Below are 23,722 nucleotides of genomic sequence, written 5' to 3'. Positions count from 1 at the left end.
TTTCAGGGGAGGTATCACCATGAAACTTGGATGCGTCATTATGGCTTCGGGCGAGGGCAAGCGGTTTGGCTCCAACAAGATGCTCGCCGATATCTATGGCGAGCCGCTGATTGCCCGGACCATCGATTCGGTTCCCCGGGGCTTTGACGTTGTGGTTTCGACGCGTTGGCCCGAGGTCGCCCAGATTTGCGAGGACAAGCATTGCCCGTGCGTGCTGCACGATGGCGAGCTGCGCAGCGAAAGCGTCCGTGCGGGCCTTTCGTGGGGAGTCGAACGCAACTGGAAAGGTTGCCTCTTTTTACCGGGCGACCAGCCGCTCGTGAGTTCGGATTCTTTTGAGGCTATGGTTCGTGCATTTGACGAGCGTGGCCGCAAACATCCGGTGCGTCTTGCGTGTAACGGTGAGCCTTCGAGCCCGGTGCTCTTTCCGGCGGAACTGTTCGATGCACTTATGTGTCTTGAGGGCAAGGACGGCGGGGGCTCGATTCTCAAAGGTCGCACCGACGTGGTGCTGGTCGAGGCGCGTGCCTACGAGCTGTGGGACGTCGATACCGTCAAGGGACAGCGACGCATAACGGAGCATATTGCCGCCTGCTCGTATTTTGATCGCGTGGCCAACTGTATTAATCAATAAGGAGCAACATGATCATCATCAAAAACGGCGCGCTCGTGACGCCCCAGGGGCTTCGCCGCGCCGATCTTGCCATGGAGGGCGACAAGATTGTGCGGATTGCCGCGGCGATTGAGCCGGCCGAGGGCGATACCGTCGAGGATGCCGTGGGCTGTTGGGTGTTCCCCGGCTTTATCGACGGCCATACGCACATGCAGTGCTGGACTGGCATGGATTGGACAGCCGATAGCTTTGAAACCGGCACGCGTGCGGCTGCCTGCGGCGGTACGACGACCATCGTGGACTACGCGACGGCCGATCGCGGCGTGACCATGCCCGACGCCCTTGCCGAGTGGCATCGCCGTGCCGACGGAACCTGCACGGCCAACTACGCCTTTCATATGGCACTCGCCGAGTGGAATGAGCGCAACCGCGCCGATCTTTCGGCTATGCGCGAGGCGGGCGTATCGTCGTTTAAGACCTACTTTGCCTACGATCATTTGCGCCTGGACGATGCCGAGACGCTCGAGGTGCTCGAGGAGCTCAAGCGTATTGGCGGCATACTGTGCGTGCATTGCGAGAACGGTACGCTGGTGAATGAGCTGCAGAAGCGCGTGTACGAGCAGGGGATTCATGGGCCCGAGGGGCATGCGCTCAGCCGTCCGGACGCGTGCGAGGGTGAGGCCGTGAGCCGCCTGCTGTATCTGGCGCACTTGGCCGGCGACGCCCCGGTCAACGTGGTGCACCTTTCGACCAAGCTGGGGCTCGAGGCCATTCGCGCTGCCAAAGCGCGCGGGCAGAAGAACATCTATGTCGAGACATGCCCTCAGTATCTGATACTCGACGACACCTGCTATCTGGAGCAGGGCGAGGACGGCTTTGCGGGCGCCAAGTACGTGATGAGCCCGCCGCTGCGCCATGCCGGTGACCGTGCCGCGTTGCGCGAGGCGCTTGTGGCCGGCGAGATCGATACGATTGCAACCGACCACTGCAGCTTTAACCTGCACGGGCAAAAGGACCGCGGGCGCGACGATTTCCGCGCGATTCCCAACGGCGGGCCCGGTGTGGAGCATCGCCCCGTCGCGATCGCTACGAGCTTTGAGGGACAGCTGGGCCCCGAGGATTTGTGCCGCTTGATGAGTGAGAACCCGGCGCGCGTCTTTGGCATGTATCCGCGCAAGGGCTGTCTTGCCGAGGGTGCCGATGCCGACGTGTGCGTGTGGGATCCAAAGGCGCGCTGGACCATTAGCGCGGCGACGCAGCATCAGGCCGTGGACTACACGCCGCTCGAGGGCTTTAAGGCGCATGGTCGCGCCAAGGCTGTGTTTGTGAACGGCGTGCTGGTGGCGCGCAACGGCGAGCCCACCGGAGCCCAACCCGGCCGCTACGTGTCCCGCTAACGGGGGGAGTGCCGGGGTAGCTAATTTGGGACGGGGCTCTTTTAGCTACTCTGGAGGCTGCTGGTGACGATGGGGCGGCCGAGGGCTGCCTCGAAGCGGTCGGCCATCGTGGGGTCGCTGAGCGTGTCGACTTGGTTGAGCATGACGCGAGCTGCGCCGAGCTTCAGCGCCTGCATCTCGGCGCTGAGCACCTGGGCGACGTTCTCGGGTGTGGCGATGTCGGTAGGCTCGCAGCCGCAACGCTCGCAAAAGAGCTCGGGGCGGTGGACGGCTTCGTTGATGGGCTTGCCGAGCCCTGAGGCGCCGGCGATCCAGACGATGTTGGCCGTGCCAGAGGGAATCACCGGCTCCCAGGCGGCGTGGGCCTTGAGCGGGAGCCGCTTGCTGCCGTCCGCCTCGGCCAGGACGTAGTCAAAGCGCTGCGCCAGCTGGTCGAGCGGCTCGGCAGGGGAGGAGAGCTTGCCCGTCTCCGGGTCCAAAACACCCGCTTGGCAGATGCCTCCGCGGCTCATGCCCGCGCATGCCTCGCAGGTGCAGCCGGGAACATGCAGGGCCCCCGGCTTCCAAGGCACGGCGTCCAAGCGACGGCTCGACCCGCCCCATGGCACGCCGGCGACGGGAAACATGTGCGTGGTGGTACAGAGAAGCACCCTGCCACCGGCGCGCATGAGCTCAAGACCCAGCGTCTTAAGCAACGTCGACTTGCCTCCACTGCCGATAATTGCGGTAATGCCCGGCTCGATCTTGAGCGCGGAGGCAAGATTGCCGCTAACCGTTTCCATCTGCTCACCGCCGTATAATACTGTGATAATAAATAATCATCAGAGTAGCGGTCGAACCGCTTTTGCTCTGTTCAAACCGTAGCACAGGGAGGTGCCCCGGGAATGCTCGTTTATGTTCGCGGCGCTGGCGATATCGCCACGGGCGTCGCCGCTCGCTTGGTTCGCGCCGGCGTGTCGGTCGTTATGGCCGATATCGCGGTTCCCACGTGCATCCGCCGTACAATCAGTTTTTGCGAGGCCATTCGCCTGGGCGAGGTCGAGGTCGAAGGCATTCGCGCTCGCTTGGCGCAGACGCCGGCTGAGGCGCTTGCGATTACCGAGGCTGGAGACGTCGCCGTTGTGGTGGACCCCCAGGCCAAGATGCTCGATGAGCTTAAACCCGCGGCTGTGGTCGACGCGATTCTGGCCAAGCGCAACCTGGGCACCACGCGCGACATGGCGCCTACCGTCATCGCCGTGGGGCCGGGCTTTACCGCGCCGGTCGATTGCGACGCCGTGGTCGAGACCATGCGCGGGCATTTCCTGGGCCGTGTCATTACCCAAGGTTCACCCCAGCCCAACACGGGCGTGCCGGGCATTATCGCTGGCTATGGCAAAGAGCGTGTTATCCACAGCCCCGCCGCCGGCGTGTTTCGGTCCGACCGCGCAATCGGCGACATCGTGCGCGCCGGAGACGTGATTGGCTACGCGGGCGATACGCCCATGCGCACGCAGATCGATGGCTGTCTGCGCGGGCTTTTGGCGAACGGCGTGCAGGTGACCGAGGGCTTTAAATGCGCCGATGTCGATCCGCGCGGCGATGCCAGCTATATCAACTATATTTCGGACAAGGCGACGTCGGTCGGCGGCGGCGTGCTCGAGGCACTCGCTATGCTCACCGATATCTTTAGAGGATAGAAGGCGGCAATGGAAAAGCTCGATGTTGTGAATGCGGCGCTTGCCGCCCTGCGTGCTGGCGAGACGTGCGAGCTCGTGGTCGTGGCCGGCACGGCGGGGTCGTCGCCGCGCGGCGTGGGCGCCTGGATGGCCGTCTTTGCCGACGGCAGCCAGGCGGGCACTATCGGCGGCGGCAAGATTGAGCTCTTTGCGCTGGATGAGGCGCGCGAACTCCTGAGCGCGGGACAGTCGCGTCTGGTCCGCTACACCATGGGCGGCGAGAACTCCGATACCGGCATGATCTGCGGCGGAGCCATTTGCCTGTGCTATCTGCATCTGGATGCGACCCAGGCACCGTTGTTCCAGGAAATTGCCGACGTCTTGGTCTATCGGCGCATCGGCGACTTCGTCATCGACTTTGAGCCGTTTATCGCGAGCGCGCTCGAGGGCGATGTGGCCGAGTGCCATGGCGAGGCATCGCGCCATACCATTGCGGGCTGCCCCGGGCTTTCACTGGTGGAGGAGGGGAGTAACGTCACCTACACCAACGCTGCCTCCGAGATTCCTCCCGCGCACATCGAGACGCTCTGCCCCGAGGGCCTGACCTATATCTTTGGCTGCGGCCACGTGGGTGCTGCGACGGCGCGCGTGCTCACGGCGGCGGGCTTTGCCGTCGTGGCCTGCGATGACCGCCCCGGCACGTTGACGCCCGAATGGGTGCCCGGTGTCTACGACCGTCGCCTGGTCGATTACAAGAACCTGAGCGAGCTGTGTCCCATCGGTCCGCGCGACTTGGTGGTCGTCGCCACGGCGGGTCACAAGTCCGATATCGACGTGGTGATTCAGGCCATGCGTGCCAAGCCTGCCTATCTGGGCTGTCTGGGTTCGCGCCGCAAGACGGCCTTTGTGCGTGCCCGCCTGGAGCAGGAAGGTTTTACGCAGGACCAGATCGACGAGCTGCACCTTCCGATCGGCGTTGCCATCGAGGCCGAGGACCCCAAGGAGATCGCCATCTCCATCGCCGCCGAGATGATCCACCTGCGCCGCACCAAACTCGTCCCCCGCAAGCGCTAATCGGATCCCCACCAATAAGTTGCGGTGAAATACGGACTGTTTAAGCCTGTTAGGCCGCCAAACAGTCCCTATTTCACCGCAACTGCTTTTTGGGATCCATTTGTGCGGGGGAGTTGTGGAGTTGTGCAGGCAGACGAGGTTTTTCTGGAAATACGCTCCCGATGCGCGTATAGTACCGATTGTTTTGTCGGCTCCTGCTGCGTCGAGTCCAAACCGCAAAATGCCATGAGCGGCGCGGATGCAGCCAGGAGGCACGAGGACAACCCATCGTGGCCACGCCCCGTGCTTAAAACCCCAAGAAGGAGTGAACAATGGCAGAAGAGAAGTATGTGCCGCGTCTGAAGACCAAGTACAACAACGAGGTCAAGCAGCAGCTTCAGGACAAGTTCCAGTACGAGAACGTCATGATGATCCCCAAGTTTGAGAAGATCGTCGTGAACATGGGTGTCGGCGAGGCCGCTACCGATTCCAAGGCCATCGACGGTGCCGTGCGCGACCTGCGCGCCATCACCGGCCAGCAGCCGATGATCACCCGTGCCCGCAAGTCCATCGCTACCTTCCGCCTGCGCGCTGGTATGCCGATCGGCTGCAAGGTTACCCTGCGTGGCGACCGTATGTGGGAGTTCTTCGATCGTCTGACCTCCGTCGCGATCCCCCGTATCCGCGACTTCCGCGGCATCTCCGCCAAGAGCTTCGACGGCCGTGGTAACTTCTCCATGGGCGTCACCGAGCAGCTCATCTTCCCCGAGATCGACTTCGACTCCGTCGATCACCAGCGTGGTATGGACATCACTTTCGTGACTACCGCCAACACCGATGAGGAGGCCAAGGCCCTTCTGGACGCCTTCGGTTTCCCGTTCAAGAAATAGGTTCACCTGCCCTAAAAGCGCCGTTTCCAAAAGGGGACGGCGCTTGGGGCGAACAATACTCTATGTGAGGAGGATATAAGTGGCTAAGACATCGATGATCGTCAAGTGCAATCGCAAGCAGAAGTTCTCTACTCGTGAGTACACGCGCTGCCAGCGCTGCGGCCGTCCGCACTCTGTGTACCGCAAGTTCGGCCTGTGCCGTGTCTGCTTCCGTGAGCTTGCACTCAAGGGCGAGCTTCCCGGCGTTAAGAAGGCCAGCTGGTAAGTCACTACCAGCGTTTCAAGCATCCGTTTGGAACAGGGAAAACGCGCTAGTTAGGCTTTGCCGTTAAGGGCGGCGAAGAACCAAGAGCACGTGTTCATCAAGAACGAAGGAGAATCTGTATGAACCTTACAGACCCGATCGCAGATATGCTTACGCGCATCCGTAACGCTAACTCTGTGAACAAGGCCACGGTCTCCATGCCGAGCAGCAAGAAGCTCGTCGAGATCGCTCGTGTTCTGCACGAGGAGGGCTACATCGAGGGCTACGATGTCGAGGACACCGTTCCCCAGAAGACTCTGCACATCACGCTTAAGTATGGTCCCAAGAAGGCTAAGGTCATCAACGGCATCCGCCGCATTTCCAAGCCGGGCCTGCGTAAGTACACCGGCGTTGCCGACATGCCTCGCGTCCGCGGTGGCCTTGGTACCGCCATTATTTCCACCAGCCATGGCGTCATGACCGACCGCGATGCTCGCAAGCACAACGTCGGCGGCGAGATCATCGCTTACGTCTGGTAATTCGCTCGGTAGGTAGAAGGAAAGGAGATCACCGTGTCTCGTATCGGTAATAAGCCTGTCCAGATTCCCGCCGGAGTCGAAGTGGCAGTCAACGGCAACAACGTTGTCGTCAAGGGCCCCAAGGGCCAGCTCGAGCTCGATGTCTTTGAGAAGCTCGCTATCAACGTCGAGGACAACGTCCTCACCGTTTCCCGTCCCGACGACGAGCGTGAGACCCGTGCCCGCCACGGCCTCACCCGCGCCCTCATCCACAACATGGTTGTTGGCGTTTCCGAGGGCTTCGAGAAGAAGGTCGAGCTCGCCGGCGTCGGTTACCGCGTGCAGCAGAAGGGCAAGAACCTCGAGTTCTCCCTGGGCTTCTCGCACCCCGTGATCGTCGAGGCTCCCGAGGGCATCACCTTCGAGGTTCCCGACAACACCCACGTGAACGTCAAGGGTATCAACAAGCAGCAGGTCGGTCAGATCGCCGCTGAGATCCGCGGCCATCGTCCTCCCGAGCCTTACAAGGGCAAGGGTATCCACTACGTTGGCGAGCACATCCGCCGCAAGCTGGGTAAGGCCGCCAAGTAGTCGTAACCGACTCACTCGCATAAGACCAGCACCCCGTCAGGTGCTGGCAAGATCAACCTTTTTAGGAGTTTACGTATGAACAAGCATAAGGCGAAGCTGGAAGGCCTCAAGCGTCGTCAGCGTCGTGTTCGCGGCAAGGTCTCGGGTACCTCCGAGCGTCCGCGTCTTCGCGTGACCCGTACTAACGCCAACATCTATGCCCAGATCATCGACGACAGCAAGGGCTCTAGCCTGACGCTCGTCTCTGCCTCGACCCTCGAGGCCGAGTTCAAGGGCACCCACACCTCGAACAAGGAGGCTGCGGAGAAGGTCGGTCAGCTCGTTGGCAAGCGCGCCATCGAGGCCGGCATCACCAAGGTCGCCTTCGATCGCGGTGGCCGTATCTACCATGGCCGCGTCAAGGCCCTCGCCGACGGTGCTCGTGCCGCCGGTCTCGAGTTCTAGGAGGTATGTAGCACATGGCTCGTAATCAGAAGCAGCAGCGCGAGGCCTCCGAGTTCGAGGAGCGCGTCGTTTACATCAACCGCGTGTCGAAGACCGTCAAGGGTGGTCGTCGCATGAGCCTCGTCGCTCTCGTCGTCGTTGGCGACGGCAAGGGCAACGTCGGCGTTGGCATGGGCAAGTCCGCTGAGGTGCCCATGGCCATCTCCAAGGCGTCTCTCGATGCCAAGAAGAACATGTTCCACGTGCCGGTGACCGAGCAGGGCACCATCCCGCACGAGGTTCTCGGCCACTTTGGTGCCGGCCGCATCATCATCAAGCCCGCTGTCGAGGGTACCGGCGTTATCGCCGGCGGCGCTGTGCGTCCCCTCTTTGAGCTTGCTGGCATCAAGAACGTCCTGTCCAAGTCCCTCGGTACCGACAACGGCCTCAACATCATCAAGGCTGCCGTCGAGGGCCTCAAGGAGCTCTCCAGCCCTGAGGACGTCGCGGCTCGCCGTGGCCTGACGGTCTCCGAGATGTTCGTCGGTAAGGAGAACTAAGCATGGCTGACACCATCAAGATCAAGCAGGTCCGCAGCACCAATGGTTGCAAGCAGGACCAGGTCCGTACTGTCCGTGCCCTCGGTCTCCACAGGATCCGCGAGGTTCGCGAGATTGCTGACAACGAGTCCGTCCGCGGCATGATCTTCAAGGTCAAGCACCTTGTCGAGATTGTAGAGGAGTAGCAAATGCAGCTTCACGATCTTACTCCCGCGCCCGGTTCCACCAAGAACCGTAAGCGCGTCGGCCGTGGCAATTCTTCGGGTCACGGCACCACTTCTGGCCGCGGCCAGAAGGGCCAGGGTTCCCGCTCTGGCGGCACCAAGGGTGCCGGCTTCGAGGGTGGCCAGACTCCGCTGGCTATGCGCCTGCCCAAGCTTCCGGGCTTCCGCAACCCCCGTCGTATCGAGTACACCGCTGTTAACGTTGAGCGTCTCGAGCGTAAGTTCGAGGATGGCGCTGTGATCGACGGTGCCGCTCTTAAGGCCGCTCGCATCACCAAGAGCGAGTTCGAGCCCGTCAAGGTGCTCGGCAATGGTGAGCTCACCAAGAAGTTCACGGTCAAGGTCGACAAGGTCAGCGCTTCTGCGCAGGCCAAGATCGAGGCCGCCGGCGGAAAGGTCGAGCTGCCGTGCTAAATGGTCTTAAGAATGCTTTCCGCATCAAAGAATTGCGCGAAAAGATTCTTTTTACCATAGCTATGCTCGTCGTGTACCGCATTGGTGCGCACGTTCCTGTGCCCGGCATTCCCTTCCAGGGGATGCTGGGCCTTTTCTCGACCGATAACAATTCGGTCGCCGCAGGTGCTATGGCCCTCCTGAATCTTTTCTCTGGCGGCGCGTTGAGCTATGTGTCGGTGTTTTCGCTGGGCATCATGCCTTACATCACCAGCTCGATCATCCTCCAGATGCTCCAGGCCGTTGTGCCTTCCCTGCATGAGCTTGCCCGCGAGGGCGAGGTCGGTCAGACCAAGATCACGCAGTATTCGCGTTACCTCACCCTGGCTCTGGCAATCCTCAACTCCGTGGGTTACCTCTTCCTCTTTAAGAGCTTCGGCATCAGCTTCAATGGCGCCGGCGCTCCCGAGATCATCTTCGACCTCATGATCGTCGGCACGCTCACTGCGGGCGCCATGCTGATCATGTGGATCGGTGAGCTCATCACCCAGCGCGGTATCGGCAATGGCATGTCGCTGATCATCTTTGCGAACATCATGGCCGGTCTGCCGCAGGCTATCTTCTCCAGCACCGAGGGCAATGCCGGTGGCATCATCACCATGGTGATCATCTGCGCCATCATCCTGCTGGTTATCCCGCTGATTGTTTTCCTTGAGCGCGGCCAGCGCCGCATCCCGGTCTCCTACGCTAAGCGCGTCGTGGGCCGTCGCATGATGGGTGGCCAGACCACCTACCTGCCCATCAAGGTCAACACCGCGGGTGTCGTGCCGATCATCTTCGCTTCGGCGCTGCTGTACTTCCCGGCTCAGATTGCCGTGTTCTTCCCCGGCATCGGCTGGATTCAGGCAGTTGCCTCCGCGCTTTCGACCGGTTGGCTCAACTGGGTGCTTAACGTTGTCCTCATCGTGTTCTTCGCGTACTTCTACACCTCCATGGTGTTCAACCCCGATGACACGGCCGATAACCTTAAGAAGCAGGGCGGCTTTATTCCGGGCGTCCGTCCGGGTAGGGCTACCGCGGCCTACATCAAGAACGCGCTCAACAAGATCACGCTTCCCAGCGCTGTCTTTTTGGCGCTCATCGCCATCGTGCCTTCGATCATCTTCTCCTTCACGGGTAACCATCTGATCCAGGCATTTGGCGGCACGTCCATCCTCATCATGGTCGGCGTCGTGCTCGACACGGTCGATAAGCTCGAAGGCCAGATCAAGATGTATGATTACGATGGATTCTTTAAATAGGCTAGAGGAGGATTGCTCATGAACCTCGTATTGCTCGGAGCTCCGGGTGCCGGTAAGGGCACCGTCGCACAGGAGCTCGTCGCCGAGTTTGGCGTCGCCCATATTTCCACGGGCGACCTGCTGCGTGCTGCCGTCAAGGGTGGCACCGAGCTTGGTATTCAGGCTAAGAAGTACATGGACGCTGGCGAGCTCGTTCCCGACCAGCTCGTGATCGACCTTGTCAAGGAGCGCCTTGCCGCCGATGACGCCCAGCAGGGCTTCATCCTCGACGGCTTCCCGCGCAACACCGCCCAGGCTGTGACGCTCGATTCCGAGCTCTCCGCCATGGGTCGCGAGATCGATTGCGCCCTTCTGGTCGATGTGGCCCCCGAGGTCATTATCGATCGTCTGTCTTCGCGTCGCACCTGCCGCGCATGCGGTTACACCGGCACCGCTGCCGATGCTACCTGCCCCAAGTGTGGCGGCGAGATGTATCAGCGCGACGACGACAAGCCCGAGACCATCAAGAACCGTCTCGACGTCTACGAGAAGTCCACGAGCCCGCTCGTCGACTACTATCGTGGCCAGGGTCTGCTCAAGTCGGTCAACGGTGACCAGGCTCGCGAGACCGTGTACGGGGATGTCAAAGAGGCTCTCGGTCTATGATCAAGATTAAGTCTGCAACGCAAATCGAGCAGATGAAGAAGGCAGGAGCGCTATCTAAGATGGCGCTCCGCCACGTTGGAGCCATGGTGCGCCCCGGCGTTTCCACCTTTGAGCTCGATCAGCTCGCGGAGCAGATTATCCGCATGCATGGCGGCACCCCGGCCTTTAAGGGTTACGGCGGGTTCCCGGGGACCATTTGCGCATCGATCAACGATGCCGTGGTCCACGGTATTCCCAACCCCGACATGATCCTGCGCGATGGTGATATCATCTCCATCGATACGGGAGCCGTTGTCGACGGTTGGGTCGGCGATAACGCTTGGACGTTTTTCGTCGGCACCCCCACGCCCGAAGCCAAGGCTTTGTGCGAGGTCACGCGTGATTGCCTTAAGGCTGCCATCGAGCAGGCTGTTCCCGGTAACCATATTGGGGACATTGGTTATGCCGTCCAATCCCTCGCCGAGTCTCACGGCTATGGCGTGCTTCGTGATTATGTGGGCCATGGCATTGGCCGCGTGATGCACGAGGACCCCAACGTTCCTAACTATGGAAAGAAGGGGAGGGGCGTTCGACTCCAGGCCGGCATGGTCATTGCCATCGAGCCGATGGTTACGATGGGTTCCAACCATGTGAGCACGGGCTCCGACGGTTGGATTGTTACGACCAACGACCACCTGCCCGCCGCGCACTACGAGAACACCGTCGCCATTACCAATGACGGTCCGGTGATTCTTACCACGGATGCGCAAGGTGCTTGGTGTTCCTTGCAAGGCGGTGAAATGTAAAAGTCGCCGCCCCCTGATGCCCAACCTCGCCTTTCAATTTCGAAGGCATGACCCCAAGGTCTATGCCTTCTCATTTCAAGGCGATCTTGGGTATCAGGGAACGGCTTTGTTTTACATTTCAAATGTAACAAGTTCCGCTTAGTTGTGGAGCCATTACGAAGTTATTACGATGCGTGCATACGTGTTGTAGAATACTCAATCGCTGTCGTTTTCTAGAGAAAGATGATTGCTTGTGAAGAAGGAAGACGCAATTGAGCTCGAGGGTACGGTAAAGGAGCCGCTGCCCAACGCCATGTTTAAGGTTGAGCTCGAGAACGGTCATTCGGTTCTGTGCAACATTTCTGGCAAGATCCGAATGAATTACATCCGTATTCTCCCCGGTGACAGGGTTGTCGTGGAGCTTTCCCCGTACGACCTGACCCGCGGCCGCATCACCTATCGCTACAAATAGCGGCACGCATACACGCACTCCATTTCCGACTGCAGGCTTAGCTCAACCTACGGTCGGATTGTGTGTGAAGACCAGCCATAGTTTTAAACGCCTGCGGCTGGGCGAGTAGATAGTAGGGAAGTAGTTTGAGCGCTACCGAAAGGAAGAACGATGAAGGTACGTCCTTCGGTCAAGAAGATGTGCGATAAGTGCAAAATCATTAGGCGCCATGGCAAGGTCCTCGTCATTTGCGAGAACCCCCGTCATAAGCAGCGTCAGGGTTAAGAGAGGAGACTACGTTGGCCCGTATTAATGGTGTCGACCTCCCGCGTGAGAAGCGCGTTGAGATCGGTCTGACCTACATTTACGGCATCGGCCGCACCACTGCGACGAAGATTTGCGTCGAGTGCAACGTTAACGTGGATACGCGCGTTAAGGACCTCACCGAGGATGAGGTTAACGCCATCCGCGATTATATCGATAAGAACCAGATCATGGTTGAGGGCGACCTCCGCCGTGAGCGCAACCAGAACGTCAAGCGCCTTATGGACATCGGCTGCAACCGCGGCCTTCGTCACCGCAAGGGCCTCCCGGTCCGCGGCCAGCGCACCCACACTAACGCTCGTACCCGCAAGGGCCCGAAGCGTCAGATCGGTGCTAAGAAGAAGAAATAAGGAGCGCTAGATAGATGGCTACTGCTAAGAAGAACGTTCGCGCTGCCCGTCTGAAGCGCGCGGACCGTAAGAACATTTCCGTGGGCCAGGCTCACATTCGTTCTACGTTCAACAACACGATCGTTTCGATCACCGATCCCCAGGGCAACGTCATTTCCTGGAAGTCGGCTGGCCAGGTGGGCTTCAAGGGCTCCCGTAAGTCCACGCCGTTCGCTGCCCAGATGGCTGCCGAGGCTGCTGCCAAGCAGGCCATGGAGCACGGTATGAAGAAGGTTTCCGTCTTCGTCAAGGGCCCCGGCTCCGGTCGTGAGACCGCCATCCGCTCCCTCCAGGCTGCTGGCCTCGAGGTCTCGAGCATCCAGGACAAGACCCCCATTCCGCACAACGGCTGCCGCCCCAAGAAGCGTCGCCGCGTGTAACTGAAAGGATCGTATCAATATGGCAATCGACAGGACTCCTGTTCTTAAGCGCTGCCGTCAGCTCGGGATCGATCCCGCTGAGCTCGGTTACAGCAGCAAGAAGGAATCTATCCGTCAGCCCAAGCGCCGTCGCAAGGAATCTGAGTACGGCATGCAGCTGCGCGAGAAGCAGAAGGTCAAGTTCATCTATGGCGTTCTGGAGAAGCAGTTCCACGGCTACTTCAACAAGGCCCGTAAGATGAACGGCGTCACCGGTGAGAACCTCATGATCATTCTTGAGTCTCGCCTCGACAACGTCGTCTTCCGTCTTGGCTTCGCCCGCACCCGCAAAGAGGCTCGTCAGTCCGTCCGTCACGGTCACTTCACCGTGAACGGTAAGCGCGTGGACATCCCGTCCTACCGCGTCAAGGCCGGCGACGTCGTCGCTGTCGGCGAGAAGTTCCGTGACCTCCTCCCCATCAAGGAGGCCCTGATTTCCTCCGAGCGCTTTGAGGTCCCTGGCTGGCTCGAGGTCGATATCGAGAAGCTGTCTGGTAACGTGCTCGCTCTGCCGACGCGTGAGCAGATCAGCGGTGATATCAACGAGCAGCTCATCGTCGAGCTCTACTCTAAGTAGTCCATCCGGGCTGCTGAGGCTGGAGGTAATACATGTCAGAATTCATTAGGCCTCAGGTTCAGGTCGAAGAGATCAACGAGACGTCTGCTCGTGTCTCCGTCGAGCCGCTCGAGCGTGGTTACGGCGATACGCTGGGTAACTCCCTTCGTCGCGTTCTTCTGTCCTCGCTCGAGGGTGCCGCCGTCGAGGCTATTCAGATCGATGGTGCGCAGCACGAGTTCATGACCATCCCTAACATGGTCGAGGATGTCACCGACATCGTCCTGAATGTCAAGGGTCTTGTCTTCAGGGCTCTCGGCACGACCGACGAGGCGACCGCCACCATCTCGGTTGACGGCCCCTGCGAGGTCACCGGTGCGGACTTCTTTATTCCGTCCGAGTTTGAGCTGGTCAACCCCGAGCAGCACATTGCTACGCTCACCGAGGGTGGCCATCTCACCATGAGCATGCGCATCGGCTATGGCCGCGGCTATGTTTCTGGCGAGGCCAACAAGCGAGACAACGATCCCATCGGTGTGATCCACGTCGACTCGCTGTACTCGCCGGTTTCCCGTTGCGCCAAGCTCGTTGAGGCTTGCCGTGTCGGTCAGCACACCGACTACGACCGCCTTGTCCTCGAGATCGAGACCAACGGCTCCATCGCCCCGCGCGACGCCGTGGTCCAGGCTGCCAATATCATCAACCAGCATATGGCCGCCTTTATGAACCTTGCCGAGACCCCCGAGGTCGAGGAGGAGGCTTCGATCTTCGCTCCCGAGGTCACCAACGACAACGCCGAGCTGGACAAGCAGATCGAGGATCTGGACCTTTCCGTCCGTTCCTACAACTGCCTTAAGCGCGCCAGCATTCACTCGGTCCGTCAGCTCGTTGAGTTCTCGGAGAACGATCTGCTCAACATCCGTAACTTCGGTGTTAAGTCGATCGAGGAAGTGAAGGACAAGCTTGAGTCCATGGGCCTGAGCCTGAAGGCTTAATGCTTCGCATATTTGAGGAGAAACTAGACCATGCGTCACAACGTTAAGAAGGGCCTGAAGCTCGGCACCGATGCGAGCCACACCAAGGCCATGAAGAAGAGCCTTGCTAAGGCCCTCTTCGAGAACGACCGCATCAAGACCACCGAGACCCGCGCTAAGGCGCTGCGTTCGGTCGTCGATCCGATCATCACTTGGGCCAAGAAGGGCGACCTGCACTCTCGTCGTCTGGCTATCGCCAAGCTCGGCGATAAGCAGCTCGTTGCCGAGATCTTCGACAAGGCTGCCCAGGGTATGTGGCAGGATCGTAACGGCGGTTATACCCGCATCATGAAGCTCGGTAACCGCAAGGGCGACAACGCTCCCATCGTTATCATGGAGCTCGTCACCGAGCCTTGCACGCCTAAGGCCAAGAAGGCTGCTCCGGCCCCCAAGAAGGCCGCTGCTCCCAAGAAGGTCGAGGCTGCCGAGGAGGCTCCTGCTGAGGAGACCGCTGAGTAGACAATCCGTCTGCATAGGCTATATTCGAGGGGTACGTTCGCGTACCCCTCTTTTTTTGTCGAAATGCCATTGCCTGTTTGTTGGGAGCGCCCATGACCGCGCCGTCTGATTTCAATTCGATTCCAGAGCTCGATGCCACGCTCGTTTTCCGCGTGGCATACGATGGCTCGTCCTATAGCGGCTTTGCCGAGCAGCCGGGACAGACGACGGTTGCGGGTGAGCTGCGTCGAGCCATCGAGACGCTGCTTCGCCGTCCGATCGATCTGACGTGCGCGGGTCGCACCGATGCCGGCGTGCATGCCGTGGCTCAGTACATCAGCGTGCCCGTAACGGACGCTGAGCTCGCCCTAACGCGCCGTAGGTGGCTGCGGGCTATGGATGCCCTGCTGCCCAAAGATATCGCCATCAACGAGGTCTACAAGGCCCGTAAAGGCTTTTCTGCACGTTTTGACGCGCGTTCCCGTACGTATACGTACCGTATTGCTGATCGAGATGCGCGCCCCGTGCTGTCCCGCGGTGCGGTGTGGTGGCATCGCTATCCCTTGGATGTTGAGGCTATGTCTGCTGCCTGCCCCGCGCTGCTGGGCGAGCAGGACTTTAAAAGCTTTTGCAAGGTTGCTTCTGCCGTGGGCAAACCTACGCACCGCTGCGTAATGCGCGCCGAGTTTGGCCATGAGGTTGCGTTTGGCGAGGACATCCTGACGTTTACCATCGAGGGCAATGCGTTTCTGCATTCGATGGTCCGTACGATCGTTGGCACGCTTGTCGCGATTGGCATGCATCGCCGTGAACCCGAGTGGATGCGCGAGGTCATCGATGCTTGCGACCGTACCGCTGCGGGCCCCACGGCTCCTGCCTGCGGCCTTACGTTTATGGGCGTGGATTACGATCCCGCCGAGCTCGTCGTGCTCGACTAGGGGAGGGCTCGACGCGTCGTGCGTCGACACCCATTATCTGTGGGCTGCGCGTGTGCAACATCTGTTCTTGGCGTGCAATACAACCGGTGTCTCATTGCTTTTATTGCCGGGGTGTACCATGAACCACGATTTGATTCATTGCTGTCGAGAGGACGGATAACTTGGTTCGACGTGGCTCGCATCCGCGACTTTCGGTGATCCTTGTGGTAGAAGGTTCGCCCAGCTATGCGATGCGTGCGCTCGAGAGTATCCAGAACCAAGACCTCTACGATTTGCAGATTGTCGTTGTCTGCCGCGATGCTGCGCCCGGTGTGCGCCATTCGCTTCAAGTTGCTGCCGACAGGGACATCCATATTGATTTGATTGACGTCGAGGACGCGAAGCGCGGTGCTTGCCTTCGTGCCGGTTTTGCTGCCTCGCGTGGCTCTCAAATCATCGCTATGAACGCCGATGAGTGGTTTGCTCCGCAGTCCCTTTCCAAGATGGTCGATATCGCGTGCGATACCGCAGCAGACATAGTGTTCCCCACGGTGTCGCTCGACCGCTATGATGCACATCGAGAGCGCCATTCGCGCGTCTTGGATGCTGCTCATATTTCCATTGATGGCAAATCTTCGATGGTGGCCGGGCTGCCTCAGTTGATTTTAGGCGGCCTTGTCGTTCAGACCTCTGGCGTGATGTACAGGCGCTCGCTGTTTGAGGCATGCCTTTTGTGCGACAAGGTGTTTCGCACAGTTGGGTTTATGGCATGCGCGCTTTCGCAGGCACGATGCGTGTCCGGCTGCGGCGATGCTTGTTTCCACGCGGCGGCACCTAAGCTTACAGATGCCTTTGATCCCACCATGTATGCCAAGGTATCCGATGATGCCCGAGCGCTCGACGAGCTTGCGGACTCACTCTCGGAAGCAGATAGCGGTGGTCGGCTTAAGCTGGCAAGCCAGAAGTTCTACTTTGCCGGACTAGTCGCCAGCATCGAGAATTTGTGTCTGAGCCCGCATGGGGTGTCGTCAATCGAGCGTTCCGCCCGCATGCGTGATATGCTCGAGGCGCCTCGAACCCGTCAGATGGTCGCTGCGCTCAAGGATAACCATCGGGGACTCGGTCTGTTGTTTGGGCCGATCGCCAGCGCCAAGCCCGCGCGCTGCGTGATGTGTACGCATCTGGCAGCTTTTCTTAACCGGACGGGCGCAAAAACCGCCTAAACGGCTCATTTCGAAACAAATTTGCATAGAATTGTTTTGAAATGCGTTCTTATACACAAAAGCCTTCAAATAGCGTTAAACTATTCAATCACTGATTGATTGTCTCCGCCATCTTTTGGAGAGAGGGTTTGTATGGCTAAAAAACGCAATGGGCGCCAGGATGCCATTAGAGATATTGTGCGCAATAAGGACGTCCGCACGCAGCGCGTGCTGGTCGATGAGCTCCGCGCTATGGGCTTTGATTGCACGCAGGCGACTGTCTCTCGCGATATTGCCGATATGGGGCTGCGTAAGCTCCCCGAGGGTATCTATGTTCTGGCAGAGGACCTGCACCTGCAGCGTATGGTTTCCGAGCTCGTAACGGGCGTTCTGCGCACCGATAATCTGGTTATGATCAAGGCTCAGCCTGGTACGGCTTCCGGCATCGCCGCCGCCGTTGATGCGGCAGAGTTGCCCGATGTGCTTGGCTCGCTTGCCGGCAACGATACGATTTTGGTTATTGCCCAGACGGCCGAGGACGGCGAGCGTCTCGAGGCGCTGATCAATAAGCTGAGCAATTCTCGCAAGTAGGCGTGCGGGTCGTGCGCTCGGCACTGTGTGCGTGACATGGTGGCTTGTAAGGGGGTATCGACGTTGGTCGGTACCCCCTATATTGTTTGCCGGTATAAAGGCCGTCCACCAGGTCGCTTTAAACTAAAAGGCCCCCGAGCACTTTAATAAGCTGCTCGGGGGCCTTGTTGCTAATGGCCGGATGAATTTCTAGCCAACCGTATCGTCAGGCGTGGGAGAGGGGTCGGGAGTGGGTGTAGGCGTAGGCGTAGGCGTAGGCGTAGGCGTAGGCGTAGGCGTGCCGCCATCGCCGCCGGTCGAACCACCAGTAGAGCCGCCCGTCGAGCCACCGGTCGTACCGGTGCCGCCGGTGGTGTCGCCGCCCGTGGTCTCGGTGGTCGTGGTCGTCGTGGTAGTCGTTGTGGTGGTTTCCTCTTCGTCCTCGTTCTCGTCCTTGTCGTCGTTCTCCGTCTTCTTGGTGTTGTTGGTGCCGTAGAACTTCCAGACGCTGTTGTTCTTGTAGGTGGGCGCCGTTCCGGTCGCAAACTCCTCGCGCTTGGTACCGGTCAGAACGGTGTTCATAAACCGCTTAAAGACGGGCAGGTTGGTGCTATCGCCCAGCAGGTCCATGCCGTACTTTTGGATGGGAATCTCGCCTGCGGAATAACCGGTCCACAGGGCGCATGCCAGCTGCGGCGTGTAGCCGCAGAACCAAAGGTTGGTGGTGTTGTCGGTGGTACCCGTCTTGCCGGCATAGGGCTGGTTGACGCTCAGCGCGCCGGCGGCACCCGTGCCGCTTCCCTGCATGACGCCGGTCAGGACGTCGGTCACTGCCGCGGCCTCGCCGGTGGAGAGCACCTGCGAGGGGTTATCGGTGTGCTGGTACAGCACCGAGCCAGTTCGCGAATCAATCTCGGTGATGGCGATCGGCTGGCGATAGTAACCGCCGTTGGCAAACGTGGCATAGGCCGCGGCCATCTCGAGCGGCGAGATGGAGCCGGTACCGAGCGTCATGACGGGAACGTCCTCGATATTGTCCTTAGATGGATCGATGCCGAGCTTTTTGACGAGGGACATGATCTTGTTATTGCCGATAGCCTCTGCAACCTGGATATAGCCGGTGTTGGAGGAGTATGCCGTCGCCTGCTTGAGCGTGATGGTGCCGTAGCTCTGGTTGGCATAGTTTTGCACCTTGGTCGTGGTGCCCTTGGCTGTAAGAGGCGAGTTGCAATTGAGGGTGACGTTGGGGTTCATGCCGTTTTGGATGGCAGTGGCCAGCGTAAAGGCCTTAAACGTGGAGCCTACGGGACGCTTGGCCGTGGCGTGGTTCACGTGGTTCTCGTCGGCGTTATAGTCGTAGCCGCCCACCATGCACTTGATGTAGCCGGTCTTGGGGTCGACGACGACCATGCCCATGTCCAGGCCGTCGAGCGAAAGCGTGTCGAGCTGGGCGCGCACGGCCTCCTCGGCAGTCTGCTGCATGGTCGGGTCGATGGTGGTTTTGACGGTTAGGCCGCCCTTAAACAGCACGTCGGTGGAGAACTCCTGCTCCAGCAGCTGCTTAACATAGGCGACAAAGTAGGGCTGCGAATACACGTCGACGCCACTGCCCGAAATCTCGGTTACGTTGAGGGTGATGGGCTCTGCCTGCGCGGCGTCGTGCTCCTTCTGGGTGATGTGGCCCAGGCGCAGCATGTTATCGAGAACCTTGTTGCGGCGAGACAGTGCCAGATCGGGATTGACCGTGGGGTCGTACTGCGAAGGCGAGTTGGGAAGGCCGATGAGCAGCGCGGCCTCGCTCAGGGTGAGGTCGGCGGCGCTCTTGGACAGATAGGTCTCGGCTGCGGCCTCGATGCCGTAGGCACCGTGGCCGTAATAGATGGTGTTGAGGTACATCATGAGGATCTCGTCCTTGGAGTACATTTCCTCCATCTTGATGGCGATGTAGGCCTCGCGGACCTTACGCTCGATGGTCGAGTCGAACTGCTCCTCTTGCAGGATGGTGTTACGCACCAGCTGTTGGGTGATGGTCGAGGCGCCCTCGTGGCCACCGGAAAGGGTCGCCACCGCTGCGCGAGCAATGCCCCACAGGTCGATGCCGCCGTGCTCGTAGAAGCGCTCGTCCTCGACGTCGACGGTGCCCTGCAGCACGTACGGGGAAACCTGGTCCTTGGTGATGGACTTGCGGTTTTGCGTGTAGAAGCTCGCGATCTTGTTGCCGTTGCAATCGACGATCTCGGTGGGTTCACTCACCAGATAGGCGTTGGCGTCGGTATAGTCGGGCAGATCGGACAGCCAACGATTGACGTTGCCGATCATGCCAATCCCAAACGCTACGCCCGCGATGAGCAAAAGGCCCAAGAACGAGAGCAGGATCATGGGCAGGGCATGCGTCTTGGAACGACTGCGCCCGTGTCGTTGGCGAGGACCCATATATTGACCTCCAGGTATGTCGTGCCGGGCGGCGGGTGCGCCGCTGGGGCAGGATGGACATAAGTTATTACACGATAAACCAAACGAGGCGCGCGAGGCCTCGTGTATGCTGGATGACGGTATTTTTCAGAGTGAATGCATACCTTGTTGGTAAGGAGTTTGCCGATGGCGATTCGGGCGACGGGGCCGAGTGGACAATGCGATAACGAGCCGGGGGCTGCCGAGGCGGCGCTGCCCGAGCTGCTGGCGCCTGCCGGCGGACTCGATCAGATGCTCGCGGCGATTGCGGCGGGTGCCGATGCCATCTATGCGGGCCTGGGCGGGTTCAACGCCCGCGTGAGCGCACACGGCTTTACCGACGACGAGTTCGCCCGCGGCTGCGTCGTGGCGCATGCGCACGGCGTGCGTGTATACGTGACCCTCAACGTGTTTGTGTTCGACGACGAGTTGGCCGACGCGGTGGCACTGGGGGCACACGCGCAAGAGTTGGGTGCCGACGCCCTGATTGTTGCCGACGCCGGATTGGTATGCGCGTTGCGCGCGGCGATTCCCGGGGTCGAGATTCACCTGTCCACGCAGGCGGGCGTTCATAGCGAAGGCGCCGTGCGCCTGGCTGCCGATGAGCTCGGGGTCGAGCGCGTGACGACCGCCCGCGAGCTGGCAGTCGACGAGATTGCCGCCCTGTGTGCTACCGGCGTGCCTATCGAGGTGTTCTGCCACGGTGCGATTTGCATTGGATATTCGGGCGCCTGCGAGTTTTCGGCCCTGCGGCGTGGACGATCGGCGATGCGCGGCGACTGTACGCAACCGTGTCGCTTGGCGTATGACCTGGTGGACGAGGCGGGGGAGAGCGTCGTTTCCGTGGAGGGCGATCGTCTGCTGTGCCCGCGCGACTATCTGGGCATTGCGCACCTGCCCGAGCTTGTTGGGGCCGGGGTGGCGTCGCTCAAGATCGAGGGGCGCATGAAAAACCCCGACTACGTGTTCAACGTGGTGCGGGTGTGGCGTCGTGCACTCGATATGCTGCGCGATGGCGCGTGGGATGCCGCTGCCGTGTCGGCGCTCGAGCGCGAGCTGGGCAGGTCGTTCAACCGCGGGTTTACCGATGCGTATCTGCGGGGGCGATCGGGTGCTGAGCTCATGAGCTTTGAGCGTGCGATTAACCAGGGCGTGCGCGTGGGCCACTTGGTGACGGTGGGTCACGAAGAGGTGACCGTCGAGCTCGATGTCGCCGTGGCCGCGGGCGACACGCTCGAGATCCGGTTCTATCCGGGTGCCGATGCACGCCCCGATGTGCCCAAGCGCTGGCCCCAGGTGCCCTGCCCGGTGGATGCAGCGGCGGGGGAGCGCGTTGTCGTGCACTGCAAGCGCAAGGTGGATGCGGGATGCGAGGTGTACCTGATTCGCAGTGCCGGCGTGTTGGGGCAGACGGCGACGGCGCTGGGGCACATGCGGGTCGAGGCGGACGCGGTCGCACCTGTTGCACGAGCCGTTGAGATACTGCCCTTTGAGGCCGCCATGACTGTTGGCGACGTGCCCGAGGCGGCGTTGACGGAGCCGACGGAAAAGGGGGCTTCCGATCGCATGGTCGTTGCCTGGCGGCTGATGGATGCCGACCCGTGTGGCGAGCGCGATCTGTCCGATGCGACTGTGGTGCTCGACGAGGTCTGTCGTGCAGCCGATGTCTCGCGTACCCGCTCGCTTATGCGGCGTGCCGGGCGCGTCGTCTGTCGTAATCTGGGACAGGTGGCGATGGCGCGTGAGCTGGGCGTGGCGTTTGACGTTGCGGCACCGGTGTTTTGCGCAAACCGGGTTACGCTTGCCTGGCTACGTGGGCTCGGCGCGGGCTGTGTGTATGTGCCTGCCGAGCTTGTCGCCCACGACGCGGAGCGTGTTGCCGAGCTTTCCGCTTGCCCCGGTGTCTTGGGGCCTGTCGATACCGGCCGTCCCGAGCTCATGGTGTGCGAGCACTGCTTGCTGACTGCCGAGGGCGCCTGCGTCACGGATGCGACGGGGCAGGTCCGTTGCCGTGACTGCTCGCGCCGTCAGCAGGGGCGCTTTTTGGTCGAACGTGACGGCACGCGTTTGCCGGTCGTTATCGACGCGTGCGGCAGGACGAGGATTTTCCTGTCGTAGGTGTTCGGCCGCGCCGTTTTGGTTATTATGAGTGGGTTTATGAACTTCGAGCACCGCCGTATCCGGTGAGGGTGCTATAGCAAAAGGAGGATACCCAATGCTGTCTGTCGACGAGCAAATGCGTATCATCACCTCGGGCGCAGCGCAGATCGTCCCCGAGGCCGACCTTCGCAAGAAGCTTGAGAAGGGCGAGCCCCTCAACATCAAGCTCGGCGTCGATCCTACCAGCCCCGACCTGCACCTGGGCCATGCCGTGCCCCTGCGCAAGATGCGTCAGTTCCAGGACCTGGGCCACAACGTCACCCTCATCATCGGTAACGGTACCGCACTGATCGGCGACCCCTCGGGCAAGAACTCCACCCGCCCGCAGCTTTCGCAGGAGCAGATCGAGGCCAACGCTGAGACCTATGTCAGCCAGGCCATGAAGATCCTGGATCCCGAGAAGACCACCATCGTGCACAATGGCGACTGGATCCTGTCGATGGATTTGGCCGGACTGCTGCAGGTGTGCTCCAAGTTCACCGTCGCCCGCATCCTCGAGCGCGATGACTTTACCAAGCGCTACCAGTCCCAGACGCCGATCGCCCTGCACGAGTTCCTGTACCCCGTGATGCAGGCCTTCGACTCCGTTCAGATCAAGGCCGACGTGGAGATGGGCGGCACCGACCAGCTCTTCAACCTGCTCGCTGGTCGCGAGCTCATGGAGAAGATGGGCATGGAGCCGCAGATCGCGCTTACCATGCCGCTGCTCGAGGGCACCGATGGCGTGCGCAAGATGTCCAAGTCCTACGGCAACTACATCGGCCTGACCGATGCTCCCAAGGATATGTTCGGCAAGACCATGTCCATCCCCGACGAGATGATCGGCAAGTACTATCGTCTTGCCAGCTCGCTCACCCCGGCCGAGGTCGACAAGATCGACGCCGCCCTGGCCGACGGTTCCGCCGACCCCTACGAGCTCAAGCGCGCTCTGGGCCGCGACCTGTGCGATACCTACCACGGCGCCGGCGCCGGCGACGAGGCCCAGGCCGAGTTCGACCGTGTGTTCAAGGAGGGCCAGCTTGCGGACTTCCCCGAGAAGCACGTTGAGCTGACCGTCAACGACGAGGGCCAGATCTACCTCGCCGGCCTGCTCAAGGACTTGGGTCTTTCGGCGAGCGCCGGCCAGGCCCGTCGCGACATCGACGGCGGCGGTGTCAAGATCAACGGCAAAGCCGTGGCTCCCAAGAGCTACAACATCGACCCCAGCGCCCTCAAGCTGGGCGACACCCTTTCTGTGGGCAAGCGCAAGGGCTTTAAGCTTATTTAGTTACGCGGTTTTACCAAACCGCGTAACAGCTCGACGCTGCGTGGGCTCCAGAGCGACAACTTGTCATTCAAAGAGGGCGGCATGACCAGAAGGTCTATGCCGCCCTCTTTTCATGCCAATTTGTTCGCTCTGGAGCCCGCTCGCTGTCCGTCCTCAACCTGCGGTGTTGTCTTGTTTGGCACTTGGGGACGTTCCTTTGGTGCATTGGTGTCAGGTTTCTTTGCGCCAAATGGCGTGTGCCGTTAAGCGGAAGGGGTGTTAGCGGGGCCT

General features: G+C 60.5%; 29 protein-coding genes. 27 read left to right on the top strand and 2 right to left on the bottom strand.

The window, feature by feature from the left end:
• Nucleotides 1-19 precede the first annotated feature (19 nt).
• Together AB5Z54_RS00660 and hydA are read left to right on the top strand one after the other, a co-directional pair.
• Nucleotides 20-634, top strand: coding sequence for a nucleotidyltransferase family protein (locus AB5Z54_RS00660; RefSeq protein WP_195503610.1), 615 nt, complete (start codon nucleotides 20-22; stop codon nucleotides 632-634).
• Between the two features lie 8 nt (nucleotides 635-642).
• The gene (gene hydA / locus AB5Z54_RS00655) at nucleotides 643-2,010 is read left to right on the top strand and encodes a dihydropyrimidinase (protein WP_368135385.1); all 1,368 of its coding nucleotides are present in this window, start codon (nucleotides 643-645) and stop codon (nucleotides 2,008-2,010) included.
• Between the two features lie 41 nt (nucleotides 2,011-2,051).
• Here hydA and yqeC read toward each other — a convergent pair whose 3' ends face one another.
• On the bottom strand, nucleotides 2,052-2,792 hold the full coding sequence (yqeC, locus tag AB5Z54_RS00650; protein ID WP_368159677.1) for a selenium cofactor biosynthesis protein YqeC: 741 nt from the start codon (nucleotides 2,790-2,792) through the stop codon (nucleotides 2,052-2,054).
• 102 nt (nucleotides 2,793-2,894) lie between these two features.
• Between yqeC and yqeB the strand changes: the two genes are divergently transcribed.
• The 23 genes from yqeB to AB5Z54_RS00535 all read left to right on the top strand — a co-directional run bounded on the left by yqeB (nucleotide 2,895) and on the right by AB5Z54_RS00535 (nucleotide 17,595).
• The gene (yqeB, locus tag AB5Z54_RS00645) at nucleotides 2,895-3,689 is read left to right on the top strand and encodes a selenium-dependent molybdenum cofactor biosynthesis protein YqeB (protein ID WP_368159675.1); all 795 of its coding nucleotides are present in this window, start codon (nucleotides 2,895-2,897) and stop codon (nucleotides 3,687-3,689) included.
• A 9-nt stretch (nucleotides 3,690-3,698) separates the two neighbouring features.
• Nucleotides 3,699-4,742, top strand: a complete 1,044-nt coding sequence (locus AB5Z54_RS00640) for an XdhC family protein (protein ID WP_368159672.1) — start codon at nucleotides 3,699-3,701, stop codon at nucleotides 4,740-4,742.
• Between the two features lie 311 nt (nucleotides 4,743-5,053).
• Nucleotides 5,054-5,611 carry a 50S ribosomal protein L5 gene (gene rplE / locus AB5Z54_RS00635; RefSeq protein WP_006235260.1) on the top strand — a complete coding sequence of 186 codons (558 nt, stop codon included), beginning with the start codon at nucleotides 5,054-5,056 and terminating at the stop codon, nucleotides 5,609-5,611.
• A gap of 79 nt (nucleotides 5,612-5,690) precedes the next feature.
• Nucleotides 5,691-5,876 carry a type Z 30S ribosomal protein S14 gene (locus AB5Z54_RS00630; RefSeq protein ID WP_022094280.1) on the top strand — a complete coding sequence of 62 codons (186 nt, stop codon included), beginning with the start codon at nucleotides 5,691-5,693 and terminating at the stop codon, nucleotides 5,874-5,876.
• 119 nt (nucleotides 5,877-5,995) lie between these two features.
• Entirely contained in the window at nucleotides 5,996-6,394 is a 399-nt protein-coding gene (rpsH, locus tag AB5Z54_RS00625; RefSeq protein WP_006235262.1) for a 30S ribosomal protein S8, read from the top strand.
• 33 nt (nucleotides 6,395-6,427) lie between these two features.
• Nucleotides 6,428-6,964 (top strand): 50S ribosomal protein L6, encoded by a 537-nt coding sequence (gene rplF, locus AB5Z54_RS00620; RefSeq protein WP_368159670.1) that lies wholly within the window; start codon nucleotides 6,428-6,430, stop codon nucleotides 6,962-6,964.
• Between the two features lie 75 nt (nucleotides 6,965-7,039).
• Nucleotides 7,040-7,408, top strand: a complete 369-nt coding sequence (gene rplR / locus AB5Z54_RS00615) for a 50S ribosomal protein L18 (RefSeq protein WP_006235264.1) — start codon at nucleotides 7,040-7,042, stop codon at nucleotides 7,406-7,408.
• A gap of 14 nt (nucleotides 7,409-7,422) precedes the next feature.
• Nucleotides 7,423-7,947, top strand: coding sequence for a 30S ribosomal protein S5 (rpsE, locus tag AB5Z54_RS00610; protein ID WP_006235265.1), 525 nt, complete (start codon nucleotides 7,423-7,425; stop codon nucleotides 7,945-7,947).
• A 2-nt stretch (nucleotides 7,948-7,949) separates the two neighbouring features.
• Nucleotides 7,950-8,132: a 50S ribosomal protein L30 gene (gene rpmD / locus AB5Z54_RS00605; RefSeq protein WP_006235266.1), complete on the top strand. Its 183-nt coding sequence runs from the start codon at nucleotides 7,950-7,952 to the stop codon at nucleotides 8,130-8,132.
• 3 nt (nucleotides 8,133-8,135) lie between these two features.
• Nucleotides 8,136-8,585, top strand: a complete 450-nt coding sequence (gene rplO, locus AB5Z54_RS00600) for a 50S ribosomal protein L15 (RefSeq protein WP_006235267.1) — start codon at nucleotides 8,136-8,138, stop codon at nucleotides 8,583-8,585.
• On the top strand, nucleotides 8,579-9,865 hold the full coding sequence (secY, locus tag AB5Z54_RS00595) for a preprotein translocase subunit SecY (protein ID WP_035137447.1): 1,287 nt from the start codon (nucleotides 8,579-8,581) through the stop codon (nucleotides 9,863-9,865). The genes rplO and secY overlap by 7 nt, the downstream gene beginning before the upstream one ends.
• An 18-nt stretch (nucleotides 9,866-9,883) precedes the next feature.
• Nucleotides 9,884-10,510 carry an adenylate kinase gene (locus tag AB5Z54_RS00590; RefSeq protein ID WP_006235269.1) on the top strand — a complete coding sequence of 209 codons (627 nt, stop codon included), beginning with the start codon at nucleotides 9,884-9,886 and terminating at the stop codon, nucleotides 10,508-10,510.
• Nucleotides 10,507-11,295 (top strand): type I methionyl aminopeptidase, encoded by a 789-nt coding sequence (gene map / locus AB5Z54_RS00585; protein ID WP_368159667.1) that lies wholly within the window; start codon nucleotides 10,507-10,509, stop codon nucleotides 11,293-11,295. Before AB5Z54_RS00590 ends, map begins: the two co-directional genes overlap by 4 nt.
• Before the next feature lie 232 nt (nucleotides 11,296-11,527).
• Nucleotides 11,528-11,746 (top strand): translation initiation factor IF-1, encoded by a 219-nt coding sequence (gene infA / locus AB5Z54_RS00580; protein ID WP_035137443.1) that lies wholly within the window; start codon nucleotides 11,528-11,530, stop codon nucleotides 11,744-11,746.
• 150 nt (nucleotides 11,747-11,896) lie between these two features.
• Nucleotides 11,897-12,010, top strand: a complete 114-nt coding sequence (rpmJ, locus tag AB5Z54_RS00575) for a 50S ribosomal protein L36 (protein WP_006363204.1) — start codon at nucleotides 11,897-11,899, stop codon at nucleotides 12,008-12,010.
• Nucleotides 12,011-12,024: 14 nt separating this feature from the next.
• Nucleotides 12,025-12,399, top strand: coding sequence for a 30S ribosomal protein S13 (rpsM, locus tag AB5Z54_RS00570; protein ID WP_022094275.1), 375 nt, complete (start codon nucleotides 12,025-12,027; stop codon nucleotides 12,397-12,399).
• A 14-nt stretch (nucleotides 12,400-12,413) separates the two neighbouring features.
• Nucleotides 12,414-12,818, top strand: a complete 405-nt coding sequence (gene rpsK, locus AB5Z54_RS00565) for a 30S ribosomal protein S11 (protein WP_006235274.1) — start codon at nucleotides 12,414-12,416, stop codon at nucleotides 12,816-12,818.
• Between the two features lie 19 nt (nucleotides 12,819-12,837).
• Complete coding sequence (gene rpsD / locus AB5Z54_RS00560; protein ID WP_006235275.1) at nucleotides 12,838-13,434, top strand: 30S ribosomal protein S4; 597 nt, start codon at nucleotides 12,838-12,840, stop codon at nucleotides 13,432-13,434.
• Nucleotides 13,435-13,466: 32 nt separating this feature from the next.
• Nucleotides 13,467-14,408 carry a DNA-directed RNA polymerase subunit alpha gene (locus AB5Z54_RS00555; protein ID WP_006235276.1) on the top strand — a complete coding sequence of 314 codons (942 nt, stop codon included), beginning with the start codon at nucleotides 13,467-13,469 and terminating at the stop codon, nucleotides 14,406-14,408.
• A gap of 30 nt (nucleotides 14,409-14,438) precedes the next feature.
• Nucleotides 14,439-14,906: a 50S ribosomal protein L17 gene (gene rplQ, locus AB5Z54_RS00550; RefSeq protein WP_055287451.1), complete on the top strand. Its 468-nt coding sequence runs from the start codon at nucleotides 14,439-14,441 to the stop codon at nucleotides 14,904-14,906.
• A 92-nt stretch (nucleotides 14,907-14,998) separates the two neighbouring features.
• On the top strand, nucleotides 14,999-15,823 hold the full coding sequence (gene truA, locus AB5Z54_RS00545) for a tRNA pseudouridine(38-40) synthase TruA (protein WP_055287449.1): 825 nt from the start codon (nucleotides 14,999-15,001) through the stop codon (nucleotides 15,821-15,823).
• Nucleotides 15,824-16,026: 203 nt separating this feature from the next.
• Nucleotides 16,027-17,025 carry a glycosyltransferase family 2 protein gene (locus tag AB5Z54_RS00540; protein ID WP_368159665.1) on the top strand — a complete coding sequence of 333 codons (999 nt, stop codon included), beginning with the start codon at nucleotides 16,027-16,029 and terminating at the stop codon, nucleotides 17,023-17,025.
• 132 nt (nucleotides 17,026-17,157) lie between these two features.
• Nucleotides 17,158-17,595, top strand: a complete 438-nt coding sequence (locus AB5Z54_RS00535; RefSeq protein WP_006235280.1) for an arginine repressor — start codon at nucleotides 17,158-17,160, stop codon at nucleotides 17,593-17,595.
• Nucleotides 17,596-17,784: 189 nt separating this feature from the next.
• On the opposite strand, the gene AB5Z54_RS00530 is transcribed toward AB5Z54_RS00535, so the two are convergent.
• Nucleotides 17,785-20,007: a transglycosylase domain-containing protein gene (locus AB5Z54_RS00530; RefSeq protein WP_368159662.1), complete on the bottom strand. Its 2,223-nt coding sequence runs from the start codon at nucleotides 20,005-20,007 to the stop codon at nucleotides 17,785-17,787.
• Nucleotides 20,008-20,172: 165 nt separating this feature from the next.
• On the opposite strand from AB5Z54_RS00530, the gene AB5Z54_RS00525 reads away from it, so the two are divergent.
• Together AB5Z54_RS00525 and tyrS are read left to right on the top strand one after the other, a co-directional pair.
• Complete coding sequence (locus tag AB5Z54_RS00525) at nucleotides 20,173-22,143, top strand: U32 family peptidase (protein WP_368159660.1); 1,971 nt, start codon at nucleotides 20,173-20,175, stop codon at nucleotides 22,141-22,143.
• A 97-nt stretch (nucleotides 22,144-22,240) separates the two neighbouring features.
• Nucleotides 22,241-23,452, top strand: a complete 1,212-nt coding sequence (gene tyrS / locus AB5Z54_RS00520; protein ID WP_006235283.1) for a tyrosine--tRNA ligase — start codon at nucleotides 22,241-22,243, stop codon at nucleotides 23,450-23,452.
• The last annotated feature ends 270 nt before the right edge of the window (nucleotides 23,453-23,722 follow it).

Source organism: Collinsella aerofaciens (genome assembly GCF_040910185.1).
Classification (GTDB): Bacteria; Actinomycetota; Coriobacteriia; order Coriobacteriales; family Coriobacteriaceae; genus Collinsella; species Collinsella aerofaciens_BF.
The sequence above is the reverse complement of the archived record's forward strand: the minus strand, read 5'-3'. Positions and strand labels throughout refer to the sequence as shown.